This is a genomic window from Massilibacillus massiliensis (assembly GCF_900086705.1).
GTDB classification, from domain to species: domain Bacteria; phylum Bacillota; class Negativicutes; order FLKF01; family FLKF01; genus Massilibacillus; species Massilibacillus massiliensis.
On record NZ_LT575483.1, the window covers coordinates 2,857,516 to 2,880,305 of the forward strand.

The 22,790-nt window shown below is 37.9% G+C and carries 23 protein-coding genes and 2 rRNA genes (1 of these 25 running past the window's edge); 23 read left to right on the plus strand and 2 right to left on the minus strand.

The features are described 5' to 3' along the window. Both rrf (BN6559_RS13745) and rrf (BN6559_RS13750) read left to right on the plus strand, forming a co-directional pair. Positions 1-71 (plus strand): 5S ribosomal RNA (gene rrf, locus BN6559_RS13745) (it extends 46 nt beyond the left edge of the window). Between the two features lie 174 nt (positions 72-245). Continuing rightward, positions 246-362, plus strand: a 5S ribosomal RNA gene (gene rrf / locus BN6559_RS13750). 139 nt (positions 363-501) lie between these two features. Here the strand turns inward: rrf (BN6559_RS13750) and BN6559_RS13755 are convergent. Beyond that, positions 502-1,635 carry an HD-GYP domain-containing protein gene (locus BN6559_RS13755; RefSeq protein ID WP_110955258.1) on the minus strand — a complete coding sequence of 378 codons (1,134 nt, stop codon included), beginning with the start codon at positions 1,633-1,635 and terminating at the stop codon, positions 502-504. A gap of 285 nt (positions 1,636-1,920) precedes the next feature. On the opposite strand from BN6559_RS13755, the gene BN6559_RS13760 reads away from it, so the two are divergent. The 3 genes from BN6559_RS13760 (at position 1,921) to BN6559_RS13775 (ending at position 5,570) form a co-directional block, all read left to right on the plus strand. Then, entirely contained in the window at positions 1,921-3,012 is a 1,092-nt protein-coding gene (locus tag BN6559_RS13760) for a glycosyl hydrolase family 18 protein (RefSeq protein WP_110955259.1), read from the plus strand. 277 nt (positions 3,013-3,289) lie between these two features. Next, positions 3,290-4,678 (plus strand): LCP family protein, encoded by a 1,389-nt coding sequence (locus BN6559_RS13765; protein ID WP_110955260.1) that lies wholly within the window; start codon positions 3,290-3,292, stop codon positions 4,676-4,678. A 412-nt stretch (positions 4,679-5,090) separates the two neighbouring features. Next, complete coding sequence (locus tag BN6559_RS13775) at positions 5,091-5,570, plus strand: glycosyltransferase (RefSeq protein ID WP_110955262.1); 480 nt, start codon at positions 5,091-5,093, stop codon at positions 5,568-5,570. Positions 5,571-5,588: 18 nt separating this feature from the next. Here BN6559_RS13775 and BN6559_RS13780 read toward each other — a convergent pair whose 3' ends face one another. Next, a complete protein-coding gene (locus BN6559_RS13780; RefSeq protein ID WP_199884006.1) occupies positions 5,589-6,107 on the minus strand; it encodes a hypothetical protein in 519 nt (172 codons plus the stop codon). A gap of 195 nt (positions 6,108-6,302) precedes the next feature. Between BN6559_RS13780 and BN6559_RS13785 the strand changes: the two genes are divergently transcribed. The 18 genes from BN6559_RS13785 (at position 6,303) to BN6559_RS13870 (ending at position 22,772) form a co-directional block, all read left to right on the plus strand. Further along, positions 6,303-8,207 (plus strand): ABC transporter ATP-binding protein, encoded by a 1,905-nt coding sequence (locus BN6559_RS13785; protein WP_110955264.1) that lies wholly within the window; start codon positions 6,303-6,305, stop codon positions 8,205-8,207. Positions 8,208-8,352: 145 nt separating this feature from the next. Next, complete coding sequence (locus tag BN6559_RS13790; RefSeq protein ID WP_110955265.1) at positions 8,353-8,916, plus strand: RNA polymerase sigma factor; 564 nt, start codon at positions 8,353-8,355, stop codon at positions 8,914-8,916. A gap of 377 nt (positions 8,917-9,293) precedes the next feature. Then, a complete protein-coding gene (gene recD2, locus BN6559_RS13795; protein ID WP_199884007.1) occupies positions 9,294-11,465 on the plus strand; it encodes an SF1B family DNA helicase RecD2 in 2,172 nt (723 codons plus the stop codon). A gap of 3 nt (positions 11,466-11,468) precedes the next feature. After that, positions 11,469-12,128 carry a ComF family protein gene (locus tag BN6559_RS13800; RefSeq protein ID WP_110955267.1) on the plus strand — a complete coding sequence of 220 codons (660 nt, stop codon included), beginning with the start codon at positions 11,469-11,471 and terminating at the stop codon, positions 12,126-12,128. 99 nt (positions 12,129-12,227) lie between these two features. Further along, positions 12,228-12,629, plus strand: coding sequence for a hypothetical protein (locus BN6559_RS13805; protein WP_199884008.1), 402 nt, complete (start codon positions 12,228-12,230; stop codon positions 12,627-12,629). A 185-nt stretch (positions 12,630-12,814) separates the two neighbouring features. Further along, a complete protein-coding gene (gene flgM, locus BN6559_RS13810) occupies positions 12,815-13,096 on the plus strand; it encodes a flagellar biosynthesis anti-sigma factor FlgM (RefSeq protein ID WP_110955269.1) in 282 nt (93 codons plus the stop codon). A gap of 28 nt (positions 13,097-13,124) precedes the next feature. Next, on the plus strand, positions 13,125-13,607 hold the full coding sequence (locus BN6559_RS13815) for a flagellar protein FlgN (protein WP_110955270.1): 483 nt from the start codon (positions 13,125-13,127) through the stop codon (positions 13,605-13,607). Between the two features lie 18 nt (positions 13,608-13,625). Continuing rightward, the gene (locus BN6559_RS13820; protein ID WP_110955271.1) at positions 13,626-14,114 is read left to right on the plus strand and encodes a flagellar protein FlgN; all 489 of its coding nucleotides are present in this window, start codon (positions 13,626-13,628) and stop codon (positions 14,112-14,114) included. Positions 14,115-14,134: 20 nt separating this feature from the next. Then, positions 14,135-15,670, plus strand: coding sequence for a flagellar hook-associated protein FlgK (gene flgK, locus BN6559_RS13825; protein WP_110955272.1), 1,536 nt, complete (start codon positions 14,135-14,137; stop codon positions 15,668-15,670). A 13-nt stretch (positions 15,671-15,683) separates the two neighbouring features. Then, positions 15,684-16,994: a flagellar hook-associated protein FlgL gene (gene flgL, locus BN6559_RS13830; protein ID WP_110955273.1), complete on the plus strand. Its 1,311-nt coding sequence runs from the start codon at positions 15,684-15,686 to the stop codon at positions 16,992-16,994. 16 nt (positions 16,995-17,010) lie between these two features. Next, positions 17,011-17,571, plus strand: coding sequence for a DUF6470 family protein (locus BN6559_RS13835; protein WP_110955274.1), 561 nt, complete (start codon positions 17,011-17,013; stop codon positions 17,569-17,571). Between the two features lie 14 nt (positions 17,572-17,585). Further along, a complete protein-coding gene (gene fliW, locus BN6559_RS13840) occupies positions 17,586-18,041 on the plus strand; it encodes a flagellar assembly protein FliW (RefSeq protein WP_110955275.1) in 456 nt (151 codons plus the stop codon). A gap of 1 nt (position 18,042) precedes the next feature. Then, positions 18,043-18,282: a carbon storage regulator CsrA gene (csrA, locus tag BN6559_RS13845; protein ID WP_110955276.1), complete on the plus strand. Its 240-nt coding sequence runs from the start codon at positions 18,043-18,045 to the stop codon at positions 18,280-18,282. Between the two features lie 113 nt (positions 18,283-18,395). Beyond that, positions 18,396-18,830 carry a flagellar protein FlaG gene (locus tag BN6559_RS13850; protein ID WP_110955277.1) on the plus strand — a complete coding sequence of 145 codons (435 nt, stop codon included), beginning with the start codon at positions 18,396-18,398 and terminating at the stop codon, positions 18,828-18,830. 11 nt (positions 18,831-18,841) lie between these two features. Beyond that, the gene (gene fliD / locus BN6559_RS13855; RefSeq protein ID WP_110955278.1) at positions 18,842-20,485 is read left to right on the plus strand and encodes a flagellar filament capping protein FliD; all 1,644 of its coding nucleotides are present in this window, start codon (positions 18,842-18,844) and stop codon (positions 20,483-20,485) included. 26 nt (positions 20,486-20,511) lie between these two features. Continuing rightward, the gene (gene fliS, locus BN6559_RS13860) at positions 20,512-20,919 is read left to right on the plus strand and encodes a flagellar export chaperone FliS (RefSeq protein WP_110955279.1); all 408 of its coding nucleotides are present in this window, start codon (positions 20,512-20,514) and stop codon (positions 20,917-20,919) included. An 8-nt stretch (positions 20,920-20,927) separates the two neighbouring features. Further along, positions 20,928-21,269 (plus strand): hypothetical protein, encoded by a 342-nt coding sequence (locus BN6559_RS13865; protein WP_199884009.1) that lies wholly within the window; start codon positions 20,928-20,930, stop codon positions 21,267-21,269. Between the two features lie 192 nt (positions 21,270-21,461). Then, positions 21,462-22,772 carry a flagellin N-terminal helical domain-containing protein gene (locus BN6559_RS13870; protein ID WP_110955281.1) on the plus strand — a complete coding sequence of 437 codons (1,311 nt, stop codon included), beginning with the start codon at positions 21,462-21,464 and terminating at the stop codon, positions 22,770-22,772. The last annotated feature ends 18 nt before the right edge of the window (positions 22,773-22,790 follow it).

Below are 22,790 nucleotides of genomic sequence, written 5' to 3' on the forward strand. Positions count from 1 at the left end.
CAGTAGTTAAGCACTTAGAGGCCAAGGATACTTGGGTGGAAACGCCCTGGGAAAGTCGGTAGTTGCTGGTTAAATTGAAAGGCTCGGCTTAGGTCGAGTTTTTTTGTGTAAGAAAATAGATTCGAAGGAACAAGACAAACGAGAGTGCTGCAGATGCTAGGAAGGACGAGAACCTGAGCTGAGCAGTACTAATGTACGCGAAATGAAGGATCGCAGGAGTGACAACGCAGATGTGGTGCGCTCGTTTTGTCGGACTGATCTATAGGGATCGACCTGTTCCACTACCGAACACAGTAGTTAAGCCTATAAACGCCGAAAGTACTTGGGTGGAAACGCCCTGGGAGGATAGGTAGTTGCCGGTTAAGATGGAAAGCACTCACAAACGTGAGTGCTTTTTTGTTGTGTGAAAATTTCACATTTCAATTTTTAGACAGATTCTAAGAATTTATTCGTATATGAAAAAAGAGATCAATCGAATTTTGATCTCTTTTAATTTAATTTTTAGGAACTTTGTTCCCAATCTATAGAGAAAATATCGGCTAATTCATCTTCGCGAATAACACGGAGAATAGATGTATTTTTATAGTCACGTAAGTCCAAAATAAAATTAGATGAAATTAAGGTTTTATTTTGATTGGCGATGAGTTGCAGAACTGGTCTTAAGGTACAACCTTTTAGCGTATTGATTACGATTCCATATTGACCTGTACTAATTTGTACAGCGGTACCTATAGGATAAATTGCTACATTATCAAAAAAAAGTTTTAGCAGTACCGGATCAAAATGACTAGAGCCTTCTTCCATCATAATTTTATAGGCGATGTGTGGCAGACAAGACTTTTTGTAAGGACGGTCTGATGTCAGTGCATCATAAACATCGGCAATGGCAACAATACGAGCGTATTCGTGAATATTATTGCCGAAAAGTTCACGAGGATATCCGCTGCCATCATATTTTTCATGATGCTGAAAGGCTATATGCATCGGCACAACAGAAAACTTAGTTGTTTTCCTTAATAATTCAAAACCAATTTCTGAATGTTTTTTCATGATTTCAGATTCTTCGTCACTTAAAGCGCCGGGTTTGTTTAATATGCTTAACGGAATTTTGGTTTTCCCTATGTCATGTAGTAGAGCACCGAGTGCAAGTTCATCAAGTTTTTGCCTGGAATATTCACATAATAGTCCTAACATGACAGAAAGCACACAGACGTTTACTGAATGGGCGAAAGTATAATCATCATATCGGCGGATATCTGTCGCCTGGACTACATTATTAGGATTTAATAGTAATCCATTGATAATATCTTCCGTTGTATGAAGTATACTTTCTTCGTCTATTGTGCCTGTTAATTGGCATTTATGAAAGGTTTGAGAGACATTTCTAATTGTTGATATTCTAAGTTTTTCACCGATTACATCATCGTCAACGTCGTGATCATCAGGATATTTTATATTTAAATGAGGTATGGTTGTTTCTATATAAACACTAGGAATTTGTAATAATTCTAGTCGACGAATATAGGTATCAGTTAAAAGCATTCCTTTACTCAATAGTAGTTGACCATCCACGTCATAAATACTTCGTGCCATTTTCATACCGACTTTTAAATTTTCAGTAGATAGTTTTTGCATTTAACTAACATCCTTATACAAATTTCCAAAATTTAATACTTATTATGTCATTATATTATAAAGTATATTATTTTATCAAGAATTTATTGTTAATCGATGATTCTTACATAAAAAATAGAACATAGGTCATAATAAAATATAAATAAAGGCTTGTTTAGGTGACTGCGTAAAGTCCTTAAAATTTAGTCAGAATAGTTCAATGGTTCGTGGTTCATCTATTGCACGATATTAACATAGCAGTAGATGCGCAAGGGCCTTGACGAAATAAGTAGAAGAGGTGAGACGATGAAGTGGCAAAGGAAATCAAGTGTATTTTTGGTATTGTTGTTAAATATAGTTCTATTGATTACGATGCTTGGTTGTGATTTGGATCAAACACCTAAAATTCAATCAGAGCAAACTTCTGACTGGTTGAAAGGAATCGTCGATAATTTGAAGCCGCAAAAGAGAATTGTACTTGGGTATTATGAAAACCCATGGAAAGGCACCAATGATACGACTGGTTCATATCCTAGCTTAAAATCATTTTCTAGTAGTCTTTCAGCGGTCGGCCCTTTTTGGTATAAGATCGCAAAGGATGGAACAATTGAGTCTAAAGAGAGCAAAATGGTCTATGACAAAATGCATGAGTTGGGTTTAAAAGTATATCCTTTGATAACCAATAAAAGTGAAGCAACAGATGCCATTCTTGGTGACCCGGATATTAGAACAATCGCCACGGATAATATCGTAAAGTTAGTTAAAGATAATGGTTACGATGGGATAAACATTGATTTTGAGTTACTTGATCCGGAACATAGGCAAGATCTGACGGCTTTTATGGAAGAATTGTATCCGAAATTGAAAGCATTAAATAAAGTCGTGATTATTTCAGTTTTTCCACAGGTAGAGGTGCATGAGTCTGTATCGGGTGCGTATGATTATCCACAATTGGCAAAAAATACAGATTATGTTCAAATCATGACGTATGACAGGCATTGGTCGACTTCTGAACCAGGTGCGATTGCACCAATCGACTGGTACGAAAAAAATATTCAGTATGCGGTTGAAAATTGCGGTGGTGCGAACAAAGTCTTAGTTGGCGTTAGTGCATACGGATATAACTGGGATGCAAATAATAAGGGTGAGACAATCACATATGCGGATGCAATTGTTTTAGCAGAGGAAAAAGGTGCGGAGATACAATACGATGAAACTGCTGAAGCTCCTTATTTTAAATATGATGGTCATGAAGTTTGGTTCGAAAATGCAAGAAGTACGGCGGCTAAATTAAAGGTTGTTGCCAAATATAATCCTGGTGGTATTGCAATTTGGCGTTTAGGTCAGGAAGAACCGGGTATATGGCAAGAAATCAATCAAATTTTCCCTAAAATTTAATAAACAGAGTCTGCGTTTATTTAGCATTCTGATGAGAGCTAGAATACAGCTGAAAGGCTTAAAAAAACTGGATCACTTATTGGTGCTGCTTATAGATTATCAAAGCATTGAATAGGAAATGATATAATAAAAATTTGCAGTTTATGATCTAGATAATTTTTATTAAAATATTGACGAAATAAGTAAATATTTGATATACTAAGCAAAGCCCCAAAAGAAGGGGCTTTGTTTATTTTGTTATGTGGATGAAATTTTTAGAATAAAGGAGGTGCGCTTATTGGGTTCTTTGCAAGAACGCGTAAAGAAGCAGAGAAAAAATCGGAGTAGGCGTATACTCACTATAGTGCTGATTTTATTTATATTTATGGCTACTGTAGGGGCATCGTATTATTGGTTTGATTCGAGGTTTTTTGGAAATAAACGCAATGTTGACAGTGGAATGATGGTAGCACAAGATAAAATGAATATCATGATCATGGGTGTGGATAAAAGGGCCGATGATGTTGGTCGTTCAGATACATTGATGGTTGCAACTGTTGATCCAGGGAAAAAGGAAGCTTCTATCTTGTCTATACCGCGTGATACGCGGGTGAAAATAAGTGGTCATGGTTATGATAAAATCAATCATGCATACGCATTTGGCGGACATAATTTAACAAAAGATTCGGTTGAAAATTTATTGGGCGTGCCAATGGATTATTATATTTTAATTGATATTAAGGCTTTTACGCGGATTATTGATGCAATTGGTGGTGTCGATATTGACGTTGAGAAGCGGATGTATTATGAAGATCCTTATGACGACAGTGAAGGGCATCCGCTTGTAATTAATTTGCGTCCTGGTATGCAGCATATGAATGGTGAAACCGCGATTCAATATGTTCGCTATCGTGATGAAGAAGGCGATATTGGTCGTATTGCGCGGCAACAAAAGTTCATGAAGGCTGTTATGGATAAGGTTGTATCGCCAAGTATTATTACAAAATTACCGACCATCATTCAGGAAGTTAGTTCGGCAGTTGAGACGGATATGTCAGTTAGCAAGATGATTAGTTTAGTCAGTATTTTAAAGGATGCGAAAGATAAAGGGCTAAAAACGACAATGGTTCCAGGAAAGCCTGCCTATATTCAGGATATTAGTTATTGGCTTCCGGATGTAGTCGCTTTACGTCAAGGCTTGGCGCAATCTTTAGATATAAAAATGGATGATAAAATTGTGCGGGCGATGAAACAGGAAGCTGATGAATATGAAACTTCAATTCCAAAGGAAATGAAGGTTTTGGATACGCCGAAAGAGACTAAGAAAGAAGTAGAGCAGGATAAGAAGAAAGAGGAGCCAAAGAAAGACGACAAAACTGCAAAGGATAAAGATGCTGAAAAGAAATCTGCAAGTAAGACGCCGGAAACAATTCGTGTGGAAGTGGTCAACGCGAGTGGTGTTGATGGTGCTGGTGCAGAGGTTGCAGCAATCTTGAGGCGAAGAGGTTTTGTTGTAACAGGTGTCTCGACTTTGACTGCACCTTATAAAAATACCGTGATTCGAGCGAATACAGAAAATGAGGGTGTAGCCGATAAATTTAGCAGCCTGCCGTTTAAATATTCGCTGCAATCCGGCGGTGATGGAAGTCAGGCAACGGTGATTATTGGTAAAGACTATACGAAATAAAAAAATCCCGAGTTATACACAACGGCTTGTGTGTAACTCGGGACAGCTTGTAGATAAACTATGGACAGATAGGCAGCGGGCCGGTGAAAAGCACTCATCTGCGTCGTTACAGCAAGGTGCTGCTCGTCGACGTACAAAAGTACGACTCCTTCACAACTCCTTACTGCGCCTAGCATCTGAGCACTTTTCATCAACCGGCAACCTATCTTCGTACTGGTTTATAAGTGGAACGAATTTCGTTGGTTTCTAAGTTATCGACATAAATATATTATATGTCTACACTTTATCCCGAGTTATACACAAGAATTTGTGTGTAACTCGGGATTTTTGTGTATAAGGTAAGTCGTCCTGTAGTAGCATTTTATGAAATCTGGCATAAAATATTTTAACTTTAAGAAAGGAGGGCAATACCGTGGTTTTAACTTATGGTGTGAGTGTTATTTTAATATCCTTTGCAATCTTTGGGCTATGGTGTTTTTGTAAAGATATGTGGTCATGGTTTGTCGCGCCTTATATAGGAACAGTACCGAGTATCAGTTTTATCATTGTGGTGAAAAATATTGAACAAGATATTGAAGAAATGCTGCGACATCTTATGTTAGAAATTGAGGATGCTGATTTGATGTGTGATGTGATTGTATTAGATTGTAATTCAGAAGATTTGACGTATCCGATTATTGAACGATTAAGCAGAGAATTTGATCAAATTACTGCGCTGCATTCTTCTAAACTTGCAATTGCGGTAGAAGACGCACTTCCATATTGTACAGGAAACATTGTGCATGTGATTGATACGGTAAATAAGATTGATATTGTACATTTTCTTACGATTATTTGTTGGCTGGTTAAACAGGCAAGTGAAAAAATCGTAATGCCCAAACACGATATGTGACTCCAATTACTAAATAATTTATAAATTGGCTAGATGATTGACGAATAGATATTTCGCGAAACTTTCGAAAGTAAAATTCGGTTTGTTTGTGGCAAGAAAAGTAAAGTGTGCACGTTGGATATGTTCATGAACCGTTGTTATTTTCCAAAGGGCGCAGACTTCATGATCACCGGTAAGTTTTATACATGTACAATTCATTGCTTCGTGGACGGTTTTAATATGATGAAAATTGATGTAACCGCCAGTCGCATCTCCACTGATTTTTGGCTTTCTCATTTTTATTGGTACTAGTACCAGATCAGGGGCCAGTACTAGGGGATGCCAAAGTGTACATTTTGTAATCTGTTTCGTTTTATTTTTTAGGCTGGATAGATCGATAATTTGTCGGTTGGCTAAGTGACGAATGATGGTGGCAACTTTTAAAGATGTTATAATATGTGTACCATCTGTCAGATAAATCGATGTTTGATCGCCGTGTTTTGTGTATTGTGGAACAACTGCGGCGATTTTACTGTTGTCAGGCAATGTGTAAGTCAAATGAAAACCTCCTTTAAATTTCAAAAACAGAACGTATGTTCTTTTGTATTTATTAATATAGCAAAGATTTGAAAAAAAGGCAAGTGTGCGTAATTTTAAAAATTTGAAGGCTTCTGTTATAATGAGGATAAGGGCTTAGATATGAAAAACGAGTGTAAATCGTTTCTATAGAATTTTATCTTTTGAGGTGGATATATGGGTTTGTTACGTGTGAGCGGATTGAGTAAAGCATTTGGTATAGAGGAATTATTTCATGATGTTAGTTTTGATGTTTCGGGTGGGGACAAGGTTGGTTTTATTGGTGCGAATGGAACGGGAAAAAGTACGTTAATGCGCTGTTTGATGGGGCTGGAGGAAGTAGATAAAGGTCAGATTCATTTGTCTGAAACCGATACGATCGGGTATGTAGAGCAAGAAGCAAGTTTGGGAGATTGGACACTGCGTGAGGAGCTTAGCCGGGCGTTTGCTGATGTATTGAATTGGCAAGATGAGATGAAAGTTTTAGAAGAAAAAATTGCTGCGGAGAAAGATAAGACTGTGGTAGAAGCGCTGATGAAAATGTATGCTGCAGTTGTGGATAAATTTGAACGTGCGGGTGGTTATGATTATGAAAGTACAATAAGGAAGGTAGCCTTTGGATTAGGTTTTCATGAGGCAGATTTTGATCAACCGGTTCGTCATTTTTCTGGTGGACAACAGACGCGGATTTGCTTGGCAAAAGCATTAATTCGTCAACCGGATTTTCTGTTTTTAGACGAGCCTACAAATCATTTGGATATTGAAATGGTGGAATGGCTGGAAGAGTTTTTGATTGGGTATTCAGGTGGCGTATTGATTATTTCACATGACCGCTTTTTTCTGGATCGTGTTGCAAATCAAGTGATTGAACTGGAGAATAAAACGGTTACCGTTTATAGCGGCAATTATAGTCGGTTTACCAAAGTCAAAGCACAGCGTCTTGCTGCACTTGAGAGTGCATATGAAAAACAGCAGGTGCATATTCAGAAAACCGAAGAATATATTCGTCGCTATAAGGCGGGAATCAAGTCAAAACAGGCACGCGGACGGGAGAAACAGCTGAACCGGTTAGAACGGGTTGTTTTACCGCCCAATAGTGTCGGCTTTAATTTCTTTTCGTTTAATCCTCCCAGTGAATGTGCACAGCGTGTTGCTGAATTAGAAGAAGTCGCGGTTTCTTATGGCAGTCATGAAATTTTTCGGGATCTATCTCTGTTGGTTAGAAATGGGGATGGTGTTGCACTTGTTGGACCAAATGGTGCGGGGAAAACGACTTTGCTGAAATTATTGGTCGGTGAACTTGAAGGCAGCAGTGGAAAAATAAAGCTCGGCAGTCGAGTGAAGTTGGGGTATTTTTCTCAACAGCATGAAGGGCTGAATCTTGGAAATCGTTTATTGGACGAGTTGATGTATGCATATGATCTTACCGAGGAACGAGCACGGCATTATTTAGGTGCATTTTTGTTTCAAGGGGATGAGGTTTATAAAATTATTGGAGAGTTGAGTGGGGGCGAGAAATCACGGCTCGCTTTTCTGAAGCTCATGCTTACAGGGGCAAATTTTTTGGTTTTAGATGAACCAACCAATCATTTGGATATTCCGGCGAAAGAGGCTGTAGAGGAAGCTTTAATGGCTTTTCCGGGAACGTTTATCACAGTCTCGCATGATCGTTATTTTCTTGATAAAGTAACAAATTGTACATATGAGCTGGCAAATGGTAAATTAACAGAGTATAACGGCAGTTATAGTTATTATCATGCAAAGAAACTCGAGTTGAAAAAAGAAGCTGCAGAAGTTGAAAAGGAACAGGGAAAAAATGCAGTAGAAAAATCGCAGCCACAAAGAAAAATAAAGTCGCGAGAAGTAAAGCCGCAAGATCGTGCAAAACTTGCGCAAAAATATGAAGGCGAAATTGCGATGCTGGAATTAGAATTAAAAGGCATAGAGTTTCAATTGAATGATCCCGCAAGTCATGCGGATGCTATGCAAAGTCAGACGTTGGCAAGTGATTATGATCGAGTTTCAAAAGAACTTGCTGAAAAATATGATCTTTGGGCGCACTATAGTGAAGATATTGAATAAGTCTAAAAGAATAGATGAAACAAAAGCCGACTGGCGCACTGAGTTGCGCCGAGTCGGTTTTTGTTTTTTAAAAGGGCGGACTTTATAGTATAGCTAAGCGCTAATACGATAGAGAAGCCGGTTTCTCACCAAAAGGTGAGAGTAAATGAATATAGAAGATATGGTGGTACTTGCTCAGCAGGGCGATGCGGAGATTTTTTCGGATCTTTGTAAAAGATTTACAGGGCTTGTGAAGAAATCTGCGTCTCAAGCACATCTTAGACTGATTTATGAAGAAGCTGTTTCAGTAGGATATTTAGCACTTATTGAGGCGATTCAAAGTTTTAATCGCGATTTAAAGATAAGTTTTGCCGGATATGCACAGAGTAAAATAAAATTTGCAATGTGGAATTTGTTTAAGCGGGAGAGAAATCGCTGGCAGCATGAAGCCGCATTAGAGGCAGAGCAGGGGGAGGCCTATTCTTTGTTAGATAATCTGATGAGTGATATCGATATTGCAAAAGAAGTTGAGCTAAAATGTCTGGGAGAAGATTTGCTGCACGAAATGGAGCGGCTGCCTGCAAAGCAGAGACAAGCAATTTTGCTTACGCTTGTCTCTGGGATGAGTTTAACGGAAACGGCGAAACTTTTGGGGGTAACACCACAGGCGGTTTATAATTTAAAAAATCGTGGAATTGAGAAGGTACAGCGATTTATGTATAGATCGTGAATACATTTACAAGATGTATAAAATCGGATATAATAAACATATACTAAATAAACTAGAAACGTCCTGAGGAGAACAGGACGTTTCGGTTGAATGCATTAGGTGAACAACACTTTTAGGATAAGAGCTATCAGTGCTATTACCCTTACTAGTATCGCATCACCGATTGAACACGAAATGCGTAACTTCAAGGGGATCACCTCCTGTATTCAGTTTAAGGGCGTAGTGGGGACTACGCCCTTATTTGTATTATAACGCAATATTTCCATTTTTAGGACAGCTTTTTTATAGTTAAGAAATGTAAGTTGTAGCAGGACTTTTTGTGGAAAAATGGAATATAGATTTTTAAGAAGTAGAACATGAGTGCGGAGGATTGGTTTGTGGAAGCAGAGTGGGAAAAGCTAGAAGGCATCGTTGAGTCCATTGTTTTTGAAAATAGCGAAGGCAGTTTCACCGTATTTAGGCTTAGACCGGGGAAAGATAGAGCCTTGGTTAGTGTAACGGCGAATGCGCCGGCTCCTTTGGTTGGTGAACAGCTGGAACTGGAAGGCGCATGGATGCAGCATGCAAAGTTTGGCGAGCAATTCAAAGTCCAGTTTATGAAGCATGTTGCGCCTACAAGCTTGAGCGGAATTGAACGATTTTTGGCCTCAGGGGTGATTAAGGGTGTTGGACCGTCCATGGCAAAACGGTTAGTGGATAAGTTCGGCTTGGATACATTGGCGGTTATTGAAAGCAGCCCTAAACGGTTGCAGGAAATCAGCGGTATTGGGAAGAAAAAGGCCGCGGATATTCACGAAGCATACAGTGCGCAGGCGGAGCTTCGTGAAGTTATGCTGTTTTTGGAAACGCATGGAGTTTCTAGTGCTTACGCAGCAAAAATTTTTGCGAAGTACAGCTCTTTCTCAGTTGACGTGATGCAGACAGATCCTTATCGTTTAGCACGTGAAATTGATGGCATCGGGTTTCGGACTGCGGATCAGATTGCTGGATCCCTTGGGCTTGAAAAATTTTCAGCAGATCGTGTACATGCCGGACTTGATTTCGCACTTTTACAAATTGCCAATGCCGGTCATTGTTGCGTCCCGGAGCAAACTTTGATTATGCAGACAGCGAAGCTTATTGGTGTGAATTCGCAAGTGATTGCTGAAATATTGAAAGATTTATTGGCAAGGGAACAGTTTTGTACCGAGGATATTGCAGGAATGACATTGATTTACCCGCGTCATTTGTATTGTGCAGAGAAAAATGTTGCAAAGAAATTATTGTATTTAAAAGATAAAGCACGGCAGATTGCCAGTGAGGATGCAATGGAGCAGGTGCAGGAATGGGAAGAAACCAATGCGATCCGCCTTGCAGAAAAACAACGGCAGGCGGTGGCTGCTTCGTTAGAGCATGGCGTATTGGTTTTAACCGGCGGACCGGGGACAGGAAAAACTACAGTGGTGAAGGGGATCATTGCTGTGTTAGAGCAGCAGGGCCTGCAAATTTTGCTTGGTGCACCGACCGGACGCGCAGCGAAACGATTGAGTGAAGCTACAAGCAGAAAGGCTGCGACCGTGCATCGTTTATTGGAGTCTACAGGCGGAGAGGGCGGATTACAGGTCTTTGCCCGTGATGGTGATGAACCCTTAGAGGCTGATGTCGTAATTCTTGATGAAGTTTCCATGATGGATATTGTTTTGATGCATCACTTCCTAGAGGCAATTGCCAAAGGGTGTCGCGTTATTTTGGTAGGTGACGTGGATCAATTGCCGGCTGTAGGCCCGGGGTCAGTTTTAAAAGATATATTGCGTTCGGGAACGATTCCCGTTGTGCGGCTTACTGAGGTTTTCCGGCAGGCAGGCGAAAGTATGATTGTTATGAATGCGCATGCAATTCATCGGGGATTGTTGCCGGATTACAAAACGAGTGAAGATTTTCAATTTCGCGAAATTCAGGCAAGCGGAGAGGTTGCAGAAGCAATTGTATTTCTGTGCAAGCGTGAGCTAAAAGAATTAGGCTTCGATACGCAGCGAGATGTACAGGTTTTGTCACCGATGCATCGTTTAGATTGCGGTGTGGAGAATCTGAATAGATTATTGCAGGATGCTTTAAATCCTGCTGAAATAGATAAGCTGGCGATTGCGGGCGCTGGGCAAACATTTCGGCTTGGTGATAAGGTCATGCAAATTCGGAATAACTATACGAAAAATGTTTTTAATGGTGATATTGGTTTTATTGTGGATATTGATGGAGAGAAGACGAAAGTTGCTTATCCGGATAATGAGGCTACGTATGAAAAAAATGAGCTTGTTGAACTTCGGTTAGCTTATGCGATGAGTGTGCATAAAAGTCAAGGCAGTGAATATCCAATTGTGATTATGCCGTTGATTTCTGGGCATCATATCATGCTCCAGCGCAATTTATTGTATACTGCAGTCACCAGAGCGAAAGCACGTGTGATTTTACTTGGGACAAAAGCAGCACTTAATACTGCCATTATGAATGATCGTACACAGAAACGTTATTCATTGCTCGCAGAACGATTGCGGCAGGAAGTAGGCAGCTAAGAAATGCTAAAACGACTTTATCAAGCGGTCTTAGATACGCTTTTTCCTCCTAAATGCCCGATTTGTCATGCCTATCTGGATGTACATGACCAACCATGGTGTACGAGCTGCTTAAGCCAAGTTACAGCAAAACATTATGTTGCTTTAGATGTAAAAATAGTAAGAGATTTGGAATCTTGTTTGGTGCTTTGTCATTATCGACAGGGAATCAAGCAAATGATCCATGGAATAAAGTATGGTAAAAAGCTGTATCTGATCAAACCGTTGATTTGGCTTTTACAAAATGCGTCTCTGCTGACTGCTATACCAGAGATAGATTTTGTTGTACCTGTTCCATTGCACAAAGAACGGTTTAAAGAACGCGGTTTTAATCAAACGGAAAAAATTTTTAGACCTTGGGCGATCGGAGCGGGTTTGGTATGGCAAGAGATACTGCAAAGAAAAAAATCTACGCTGAATCAATATAAGTTGACGATTGCAGAGCGAAAGAAAAATGTGGAAGACGCGTTTACGCTCATCGCTACATGTGAAATTCAAGGCAAAACGATTTTACTCGTCGATGATATTTTTACGACGGGGGCGACAATGCATGCATGTGCAAAAGTTTTAAAGCATGCCGGAGCAAAGCGGGTAATTGGGCTCACTATTGCGAGTGATGCTTAAGAAATTGGAAATGATTAAAAATTTTCTTTGAAATTTTTGTTTGTGCAATTATAATAGAGGTAATGAGACATGTTGGTGTGTGGAGAGGGAGTGGCAAAGATGAATTTGGGAAATTGTCCGGAATGCGGAAAATTATATGTGAAAACAGCGGTAGGCATGTGTTTGGATTGTTATAAGCTAGAAGAAGAAAATGAAAAGATCGTGGCGGAGTATGTACGTGACCATCCTAGATCTTCTGTTGAAGCAATACATAAGGCGACTGGCGTAAAAGAAAAAACCATTTTTCGTATGATCAAGAATGGCCGATTTATGGATATATCCGAAATTTCGTACCCTTGTGAAAGCTGTGGAAGCCCGATTTATGAAGGTCGTTTATGCGATAAGTGTAATGCGAATTTTTTGAATCAAGTAAAAGAATCAGAATCTGCACGTTTCACAAAAGCAAAAGAAGAGGAAGAACGTCGTCGTGGTGGTATGTATACAAAAAATATGGTGAGATAGGACCGCGACTTAGTAAAAATCATGTTTTGCAGCTGAAAAAGGCGTATAATAAAGATAATAAAAGAATAAAGAAGTATTTACGAGCATTTGAAGTAAATTTAATGAAAAGCGAGGATTAATATCCTTGCTTTTTTTTTCGATACTATATAAAGAATAAGAAAATGCCAAGAGGCGGGTGTAAGATCATGATTATTAAGAATAATGTGCAAAGTATTTTAACGGCGTATGGTGATAATAAAACTGTTAAAAACATGCAAACTGAAAATAAAACAGCAGGTACAGCAAAATTAGACGAGGTTGTTTTGTCTTCACAAGCACAGGAATTCAGCCAAGTTTTACAAAAGGCACAGAGCATGTCTGATGTTAGGGCTGATAGAGTGAATCAAGTATCTATGCAAATTGATGCGGGTACTTATGCTGTAAATGCAGCGGCGATTGCAGAGAAAATGTTGAATATCAGATATTAGTAACTTAGATGGAAGGGAATTTTAATCCATGTGGAAAGAACTGATTTCCGTTTTAATGAAGATTTTGGATGTATATAAACAGCTATTGATTTTAAGTAATGAAAAACGTATGGTCATTGTAAAAGTACAGATGAAAGAACTCGAAAAGATTGTGGGACAAGAACAGGGCATGATTGCGGCAATCGGTAAATTGGAGCAACAGCGTGAAGCTGCGCTTACAGCATTATTAGCCGAAGAAAATATTTCCGCACCAAATCAGCATTTGCTCGATTTGGTCATGTTTTGCGATGAAAAAACAGGCAATAAGATCACAGAACTTCATCAACAGTTCAAAGAAACGTTAGGGGCACTTGACGAAAATAACAAGATGAATAATCATTTGCTGACGCAAGCATTATCTGTGGTGAATTATAATTTGAATCTATTGTCAGAGACGAGTGTCGGTCCGACTTATGCGCAGCAGGGAAGAGAACAAGTTTCTAGTGTAAAACGGTTTGACTATAAGGCGTAATGAAAGGAAGCATATTGAATGAAACAATTAACGGTGATTTTAAAAATGCAAAGTACGCTTTATGGACAATTGCTTCAATTAAGCAAACAGCAAACAGAAAAATTGGTTGCAAATGATGCGATAGAGGTACAAAAAGCTGCAAAAGAGATAGAAAAAATTATGCAGCAGTTATCTAAGCTGGAGATACAGCGTCAAGAGAGTATAACTGCATGCAGAGCGGCTTATAAAATGAGTGAGAATCTTACCCTTAGACAGCTGATTGAAAAGATTCCAAATCATACCGAAGATAAAGAAAATGCGGTACATCTTGTAATTGATTTAGAAGAAAAGACAGCAGAACTGAAGGAATATATCAATCAAAATAAGATTTTACTCGAAAAGGCGATGCAGTTTATTGATTTTAATGTGAATCTGATAACGAGTACGTCGGCTGGAACAACATATGCAGCGAAAGGGCAGGAAGGTACTGCCGTGAGTAAAAGAAAAATGTTTGACCAATCAATATGAAGAAATGAGAGTGATGATATATGCGATCTACATTTGCAGGCTTAAATACAATGGTTCGCGGATTGATGACCGGTCAATTGCAATTGGATACAGTCGGGCATAATATTACGAATGCAAATACTGAACAATACTCAAGACAAAGGGTCGAGACTATTGCTACACCATCTCAAACAATCTACAATTCTTATGGAACTGTTCAAATTGGAACAGGGGTTGACGCACCAGCGATCAATAGATTACGTGATGTATATGCGGATCGACAATATTGGCAGGAACAATCCAGTACGAAGTATTATACTGCACAACAATTGAATTATGATAAAGTTGAGACAATATTTGATGAAAGCACTGATTCAGGGTTGCAAACTGTGTTAAATAATTTTGAAGGAATTTGGGGAACTTTGTCTGGCAGTAAAGCGAGTGATTATAGTACGCGTGTTCAAGTTCGTGAGTACGGCAAGGACTTAGCAACCAAAATTACTAGTGATGTTGAAAAATTCCAAGATTTAATTGAGGACAATAATAGTTCTATTGAACTGAAAGTTGAAAGTGTAAATCAATTAACGAGTTCAATCTATCTTTTGAACAAAAAAATTGTACAACAAGAGGCCACTGGTGGGATGGCAAATGATCTTCGGGATAGCCGTGATCTATTAGTGGATAAATTATCTGCTTTAATTAATATCGAAGTTACTGAGAAGGATAATGGTAGTTACTCGATTACTTCAAATGGCAATACTTTGGCCGATGGTGATGGTTCTATGGAACTTGCAACGAAAGTGTCTTCGAACAGCAATTATGGGGTACGAGACATTGAAATTGTTGTGAAGAAGACTGGAACAAGTTTTAATCCTACAGGCGGAGAGCTGAAAGGGTTACAAGACTCCAATATTGCAAATAAGGATTATATAGAAAGTCTAGGTACGATGACAGCATATCTATTGTCTACCTTTAATGATCAGCATAAAGCTGGCTATGGAATCGATAATGATGAAACAACGGGGACAAATTTCTTTGGTGTAAATGGTAAAAATTACAGCTCATTAGCTTATAACCAAACTACAAAAACTTGGGAGATGAATGGTGCTACAGTAGATTTACAAGATCTTTTTAGTGAGTTTACTGTAAATGATGTATTTTATCAAAGCGGCGGTACAGATTTAATTGCAGCCAAATCGGCTAAAACTCCATCTTCAGGTGGTTCGTCTAACGGGGAAGATACAGCAGGCGGCGCGAATGCTACTTTGCTGAAAAATTTAATTGGTAGTACAAGCAGCGATAAACTGAATAATACAACCTTAAAAGCGTATTACATTGGTATACTTGGTAAACTTGGGGTGGATGCATCCGCAGTCGACCGGAAAATGATGACACAAGAAACTGTCATGACGCAAATTGAAAATTTAAGGCAAGAAACTATGGGCGTAAACACCAATGAAGAATTAACCAATATGATTAAATTCCAACAGGGATACAGTGCAGCCTCAAGATGTTTGACGACAATGGATGAAATGTTAGATAAATTAATTAATAGTACTGGAACAGTAGGAAGGTAAGGTGAAGTAATCAATGCGTGTTAGTAGTGGAATGATGACGAATAATTATCTGAGACAACTGAATAATCAATACAAACAGCAGTCCGATTTAATGGAGCAATCGGATGGTAGCAGAATTCATCGTCCGTCAGATGACCCTGTGGCTTTTGTAAAAACAATGACGTATAAAAGTAGTTTGGATCAAAATGAACAAAATCAAGATAGTGCAAATACTGCATTATCCTGGATGAAAACGACGGATAATACAATGGTGGCAATGACCGATATTCTAAAAAGCATTGTAGAAAAAACAACTGCTGCTGCGAATGGTACGAATACTGAAAAAGATACGGCTGCAACTGGTGAAGAAATTGAAAAACTAATTGAAGAGCTAGTCTCGCAAGCGAATACGCAGTTAGGTGATCAATATATTTTTTCTGGACAAGCGGATAAAACGAAACCATATACTACGGAAACTATTGAAAATAAAGCAGATATTAAGACATTAGATGATGCACAGACAGCGGCTTTTGGAACGAAAGAAATGCTGGTTATGACGGATAGTGACAGCAATACATATTATTTAGATACAGCCAGTGGAAATTTATATAGTAAGGATTATGTAGATAAAGGATATAAAAAGACTCTAACAGATAATTCTACAGCTACAAAGGCAGATCAGAAAGCAGCAGTGCAAGGAAATAAAGTTGGTACATTAGACGGTTTTAATGCTGCGACTTTATTCACAAATGAAACAAATGGCGGCGTGGGGGCTACTTTCAATGTAAAAGGACAGCTTAATACTGCGAATTCTTTTACATCAACAATGAATGGAACATCGACAGCGCTTACTTTTTCAACAAGTGATAAAACAGTAGCGGTTTATGCCGGTGATAATGTCAAAATATCTGTACCAATTCAGAGTGGTGTGGCGAATACACCACGAAATGATAGTGTGAATTCTACTGGCGTCGATGTCTTCGGAACGGATCTGTTTAATGGCAATGGAACGGAATTGATTAATAATTTATATGAAATTGCTAGAAAGATGAAAAATGGAGATACTGATTGGCTATCATCGGATGGGATTACACTTGCAAATGATGCGCATAACCAAGTCCTTAATGCAGAAACTGAAGTAGCAGCGCGTTATAGCTCTTATGATTTATCCAAAACAACGATGGAAAATCAAAATACGCAGATTCAAACCGATATTACCAATACAAGTGCTACGGATGTTGCAAAATTGATCGTACAGCTAAAAACAACACAAACCTTGTACAATATGTCGTTGCAGGTTGGTAGTAATATATTACCATTGTCATTAGCAGATTATTTAAGATAAAAAGGGCTGATTCCAAATGAAGGTACTTAATATAAGATCGCAGCAGCCGCAAATAGGGATGCAAACAACCAAGGGAAAGCTTGAGATGGATGCGCCGCAAGCAGAACTTGATATAAAAAATGCAAAAGTGGATATTAAACTGAACACTACTTCAGATAAGTTAGAAATCGATCAATATCCCTCTCGAGCGTCTTATGGGGTAATCTCGATTGCGGATAGCAGTTTACAAGAAAGCAGGAAAGCGCAGCAAAAGGCGCAAGAAGGAATTGCTAAAATTGTGCAAGAAGGTAATCAATTCTTTAGCAAAAGTGCTAGCAAAGTTATAGCAAGACGTGAAAAATCAAAGCTTTTTGCTAGGCAAGTCGAAATGAAAGTGCAATTATGTCAGGTAGCTGCGCCTAGCATAAAATATACGCCGGGTACTATTGAAATTAAGCCTGAACTCACTCCAGTAAAACTAAAAGTAGACAAAAAAGAAATAGATTTCAACTATACACCCGCAAAGGTCAATATCTATTTAAAGCAAAAAGGAGAAGTACGTATGTGGGTAAGTGAAAAATATGATATATATGCCTGAAAGGTGGTTAGAGTGTGCAAGTTAATACAAGAAAGTTTGGTGTGCTTGAAATTGATGAAAAGGATATTGTCACATTCGAGCATGGATTGCCTGGTTTTTTAGATGCGCATAAATTTATTATGCTTCCATATGAAAAAGACAGCCCGTTTCTATATTTACAATCGGTAGAAGAAGATTACTTAGCTTTTCTTATGACAAGTCCGTTTCTATTTTTCGATGATTATGAGTTTGTTATGGATGAAGTCAATATGAATGAGTTAGGTGTAAAATCTGAAGAAGATATTGCTGTTTACACTATGATTACAGCTTCTAACAATGAGGCGGATAAAATTACAGCAAATTTGGTTGCTCCTATCGTCGTGAATATTCATACAAGGCAAGCAAAACAGATCGTATTGGAAAAAAGCCGATATCAAACAAAACACAGGATTGTTCCTGCAGACGTTTCCGATAAAGGAGGCGAGTCTTGATATGTTAGCTCTTACACGAAAACCTGGGCAAGATATTATGATCGGCGATAATATTGTGATCCATATCGTTGATGTGCAAGGAGATAATGTACGGATTGGCATAGAGGCACCGAAAGAAATAAAAATTTTTCGCGGTGAACTTTATCAGGCGATTGTAGCTGAGAATAAATCGGCATTGGGTGCAGTATCGGTGCAAAATTTAGACTTAACGAAAGTCTTGCCTAAGAATGATAAAAAATAGTAAGTCACATATTACTTATGTGAAGTAATATGTGAAAGCTCTATTATAATTATGGATATATTTTTTCATTATCATAAAGGAATGAGATTAAGATTCTATGGAGGGATTTAGTCATGATTGATACGATGAGTCGATTGAATAGTGCCGGGGACTTCGGTGCGAATTATAACTTTGATCAGTCACAAAATATCAAAACGGCTGGTGCAATAGCAGAAAATGAAAATCATAATTCAGTAACTTCACAATTTGCAAATTCGATTAGTCGAAATTTGCAGTCGGTAGAATTAGATGCAGAAAATGAAGAAAATAAAAACAAAAAAATCACAAAAGAAGAAGTTTCCCAGATTACTGAACAATTGAATGAATTAGCAGATAAAATGAATGTGAATATTAAGTTTAAATATTACGAGAAATTGGATCGGTTGACCACGCAAATTATAGAAAAAAAGACGAATAAGGTTTTAAAAGAATTTCCACCGCAAGAAATGATCAAAGTTTTGACCAAGATTCACGATTGGATTGGAATTATGCTAGATAAAAAAATATAGGGGTGAGAAAAATGTCACAAGTTAAAGGAATAACCATTAGTAACTCAGGACTTGATATCGATACTTTAGTTAAAAATTCTGTTGCAACCTATCAAAATAAATACGACGCAGCTTATAAGAAAAAGATTACCGCAGAATGGACCAAAACGGCTTATGCAGATATTTATAGCGCGGTATCTACATTTCGCGATGGAACAGCATATGATTTTCGCTGGTTAGCCGCAACTACATCACATGCAGTAACAAGTGGCGATAGTAGTGTTGTTACTGCGTCGGCAAATGGTGATGCAATTAATATGTCGCATGATGTAAAAGTAAATAAAATTGCAAAAAATGCAAGTTTGCAATCCATGACAAGTATTACGCGCGCAGCGAGCAGTTCGTCAGCTACCAGTATAAAATTGGCCGATATAGCGGGAATTGAAATAACCGATGCGAATAAAGAATCAGAGGAGATCGCAATTAGTTTTGATGTGCAAGATAGTGCTGATTCTACCCAAAAGCATACCGTTTCTTATACCTACAAAGATTTGCAGAATAAAACTTTAAATAATTTTGCTTCTGATATAAAAAAGTTAGGCCTAAATATCACCGCGAGTTATGATTCTGCCAACGATAATATGAGTATCTATAATAACAAATCTGGTATAGATAATGTTATAAAAATTACAGCCAATACTGCAGCAGATAATACTTCTACAACAGTTAGTGAAGATACAAATACATTATTGACAAATCTGAATTTAGGTTCTTATACTTCGGGAACGTTAACTGCTGTTGATACGACTGCTTTAGCTAGTGGGAATATTAAAGGCGAAAACGCATCCATTACGATTGATGGCCGTGAGTACACAAGTTCTTCTAATGTGGTTGTTTCTAATGGTGTTACCTATACAGCACTTAAAGAAAGCACGTCATCGACGTCGGTTACTATTTCTACTGATACAGAAGCCTTGGTTAAATCTGTACAAAAATTCGTTGATAGTTATAATGAACTTCTTGATAAATTAAATACGCAGCTTCATGCTACGAAGTATAGTGCCTATGGTGCACTAACCACCGAAGAAGAAGAAAACATGAGCGATAAGCAGGTCGAGAAATGGGAAGAAAAAGCTAAATCAGGCTTGCTGAAAAATGATTCAATTATTTCAAATATCGTTAGTGAAATGCGTAATGCATTAGCACAAAAAGTGGAAGGTTTAACAGGCAATTACACAACCGCGGCTAGTCTTGGTATTGCGACAGCAAAAAGTGGTACAGCCTGGAAAGAATATGGAAAGCTGCATCTTGATGAAAAGAAACTTAGAGCAGCGATTGCTGAAGATCCTGATGTTGTAAATAAAATATTTGCATCGGATAACACAAATCTCAGTACAACAGACATCAGCACACAAGGGGTTTCGAATCGTTTATATAATATAATGAAAGATGGCATGGAGAACATATCAAAGAAAGCAGGGACAACTGCGAGTTATAGTAATGACTATAGCAGTACATTGGGAAAGCAGTTAACCGATATGGATGCCAGTCTTAAATTGTTATTAAGAAGATTACAAGATAAAGAGAATTACTATTATACAAAATATAATAAAATGGAAAGTGCGATTGGTTCTTTAGATAGTTCAATTAGCTCGCTAACATCTATGCTAGGCTAATGAATCAATCAAAAGGAGATTTAAGGATGTATCATAATAATGCCGCCGCACGCAGTGCTGAAACCTATCGTACCCAGCAAGTACTCACAGCAACTCCAGCAGAACTTACTTTAATGCTGTATAATGGCGCAATTAAATTTACGAATGAGGCAATGAAAGCATTGCAAGCTAAAAAATATGAACAGGCAAATGCAAGTTCGTTAAAAGTACAAAATATTGTTTCTGAGTTTATGGTTACCTTAAAAATGGACTATGATTTTTCTGCAGATTGGTTAAATCTTTATGAATACATAAAGACTTGCTTGGTAGAAGGCAATTTACATAATGATATTGCCAAATTGGAAGAAGCAAAAGAATTGCTTACGGAACTTCGAGATACCTGGCGAGAAGCGATGAAGCTTGATAAAATCAATAAAGTCGGTGAACAGGCATGAGTGCGGTCGTGCAAAACCAACAATTTTCGGAAGAACAGTTGTGGCAAAAATATGAAATACTGACTGAGGAAATGGGTAAATTTCTAGACCAGGATGATACGGATACTTTTTTAGAATTAATTGATCAACGTGTTTTTATTGAAAAACAAATTATACAGCTAGAGGATAAAGTATTCATTAAAACTACTAAAGGCAAGCAATTACTAAAAAAAATGATTGAATTAAATAAAAGCTTGCGTCCAAAATGTCAGCGGTGGTTAAATCAAAGCCGAAATCAGCGGAATATCAGTCGTGCTTATGAATCCCTAGGCTTTGAGAACAGTGGTTTTAATTGGGATAAACAATTTTAAAAACCTATAAAAAATATTTGAAAATTTTTTCAAAAAACACTTAAGTTCTACAAAAATCTTACGATATATACAATAGAGAGTTAAATAGTGACATTTTCTGAGCGATCGGCAGAAAGTGCTACTATATACTTTATAGTAATTAGGTATAGGATGCCTAAATTAAAATGATCTGAAAATCAAGGAGGAAATACAATGAGTTTAGTAGTAAAAAACAATTTATCCGCATTAAATACGTTAAACATTATGAATTCCAATAGTTCAGCATTGAACAAAAGCATGAAAAAGGTATCTTCCGGTATGAAAATCAACGGCGCAGCTGACGATGCTTCCGGATACCAAATTTCCGAAAGAATGAGAGTGCAAATCCGTTCTTTGGATCAAGCAAATGCTAATACACAAAACGGTTCTTCTTTACTTAAAACTGCTGAAGGTGCTGTAAGCTCCACAGTAGAAATCCTTAAAACTCTAAAAGAAAAAGTTTTGAATGCTGCAAATGGCACAAACACTGAAAGTGAATTATCAGCTATTCAATCGGAACTTGATCAATCCATTGACCAAATCAATGACAATGCTAATGTTACTTTTAATGGTAAAAGTTTAGTAAATGGTTCTATGAACAGCGAAGTTAAAAGTGCGACTAATAATGTATTCACAAATAACAAATTGCATAAGGATACAGCTGCTGGCAGCGTACTTACTACAATAACTGATCGTAGTGGGAATAGTTTGGGAATTGTTTCTGGCGACCATATTTCAGTTTCTTACACTATAAACGGAAAAACTGTAACTTCTACATTAACTGTTGGAACAAGTACAAGCTTGCAAAGTGTGGCAGATTTAATGAGTTCAAAAGGCACTTTAAAAGCAGCGACAAGCGTAATTGGAATGGATAAAAACGGATATACTGTAAATACTGTAGACAGTTCAAATGTGATTAGCATTACAGCAGCTTCTGCAGGTGTTGAAGGCGCAATTGCAGGCTTTACAATTAATGTTACAGACAGAAATAATAACGTGAAAAAGAATGTAATCGAAAAATTAGATGCTTTCTCCGAGTCTATCGCAGCAGAAAATGGATCTGGCGATAATTCATTGAAACTGCAAGTAGGTACAAAATCCAATCAAACAATTACGGTTGCTTTTGCAGATATGGGCGCAAAAGCTCTTGGATTACAAGGTTCCACAGCAGATGGTGATGTTAATCTTGATGTAACTACACAAGAACGTGCAACTGCTGCAATCAACGTACTTGACTCTGCAATACAAAGAGCGTTGAATCAACAAACAAAAATCGGTGCTGCACAAAGTCGTTTAGAATACACTTCACAGAACTTAACAACTTCCAGTGAAAATGTAACAAACGCTGAATCAACAATTCGCGATGCTGACATGGCGAAAGAAATGATGACATATCAGAAAAATAATATCTTAAAACAAGCTTCTCAAGCTATGCTTGCTCAAGCTAACCAGAATGGTCAAGGCGTATTAAGCTTATTACAATAATCTTGTAATCTATTGACT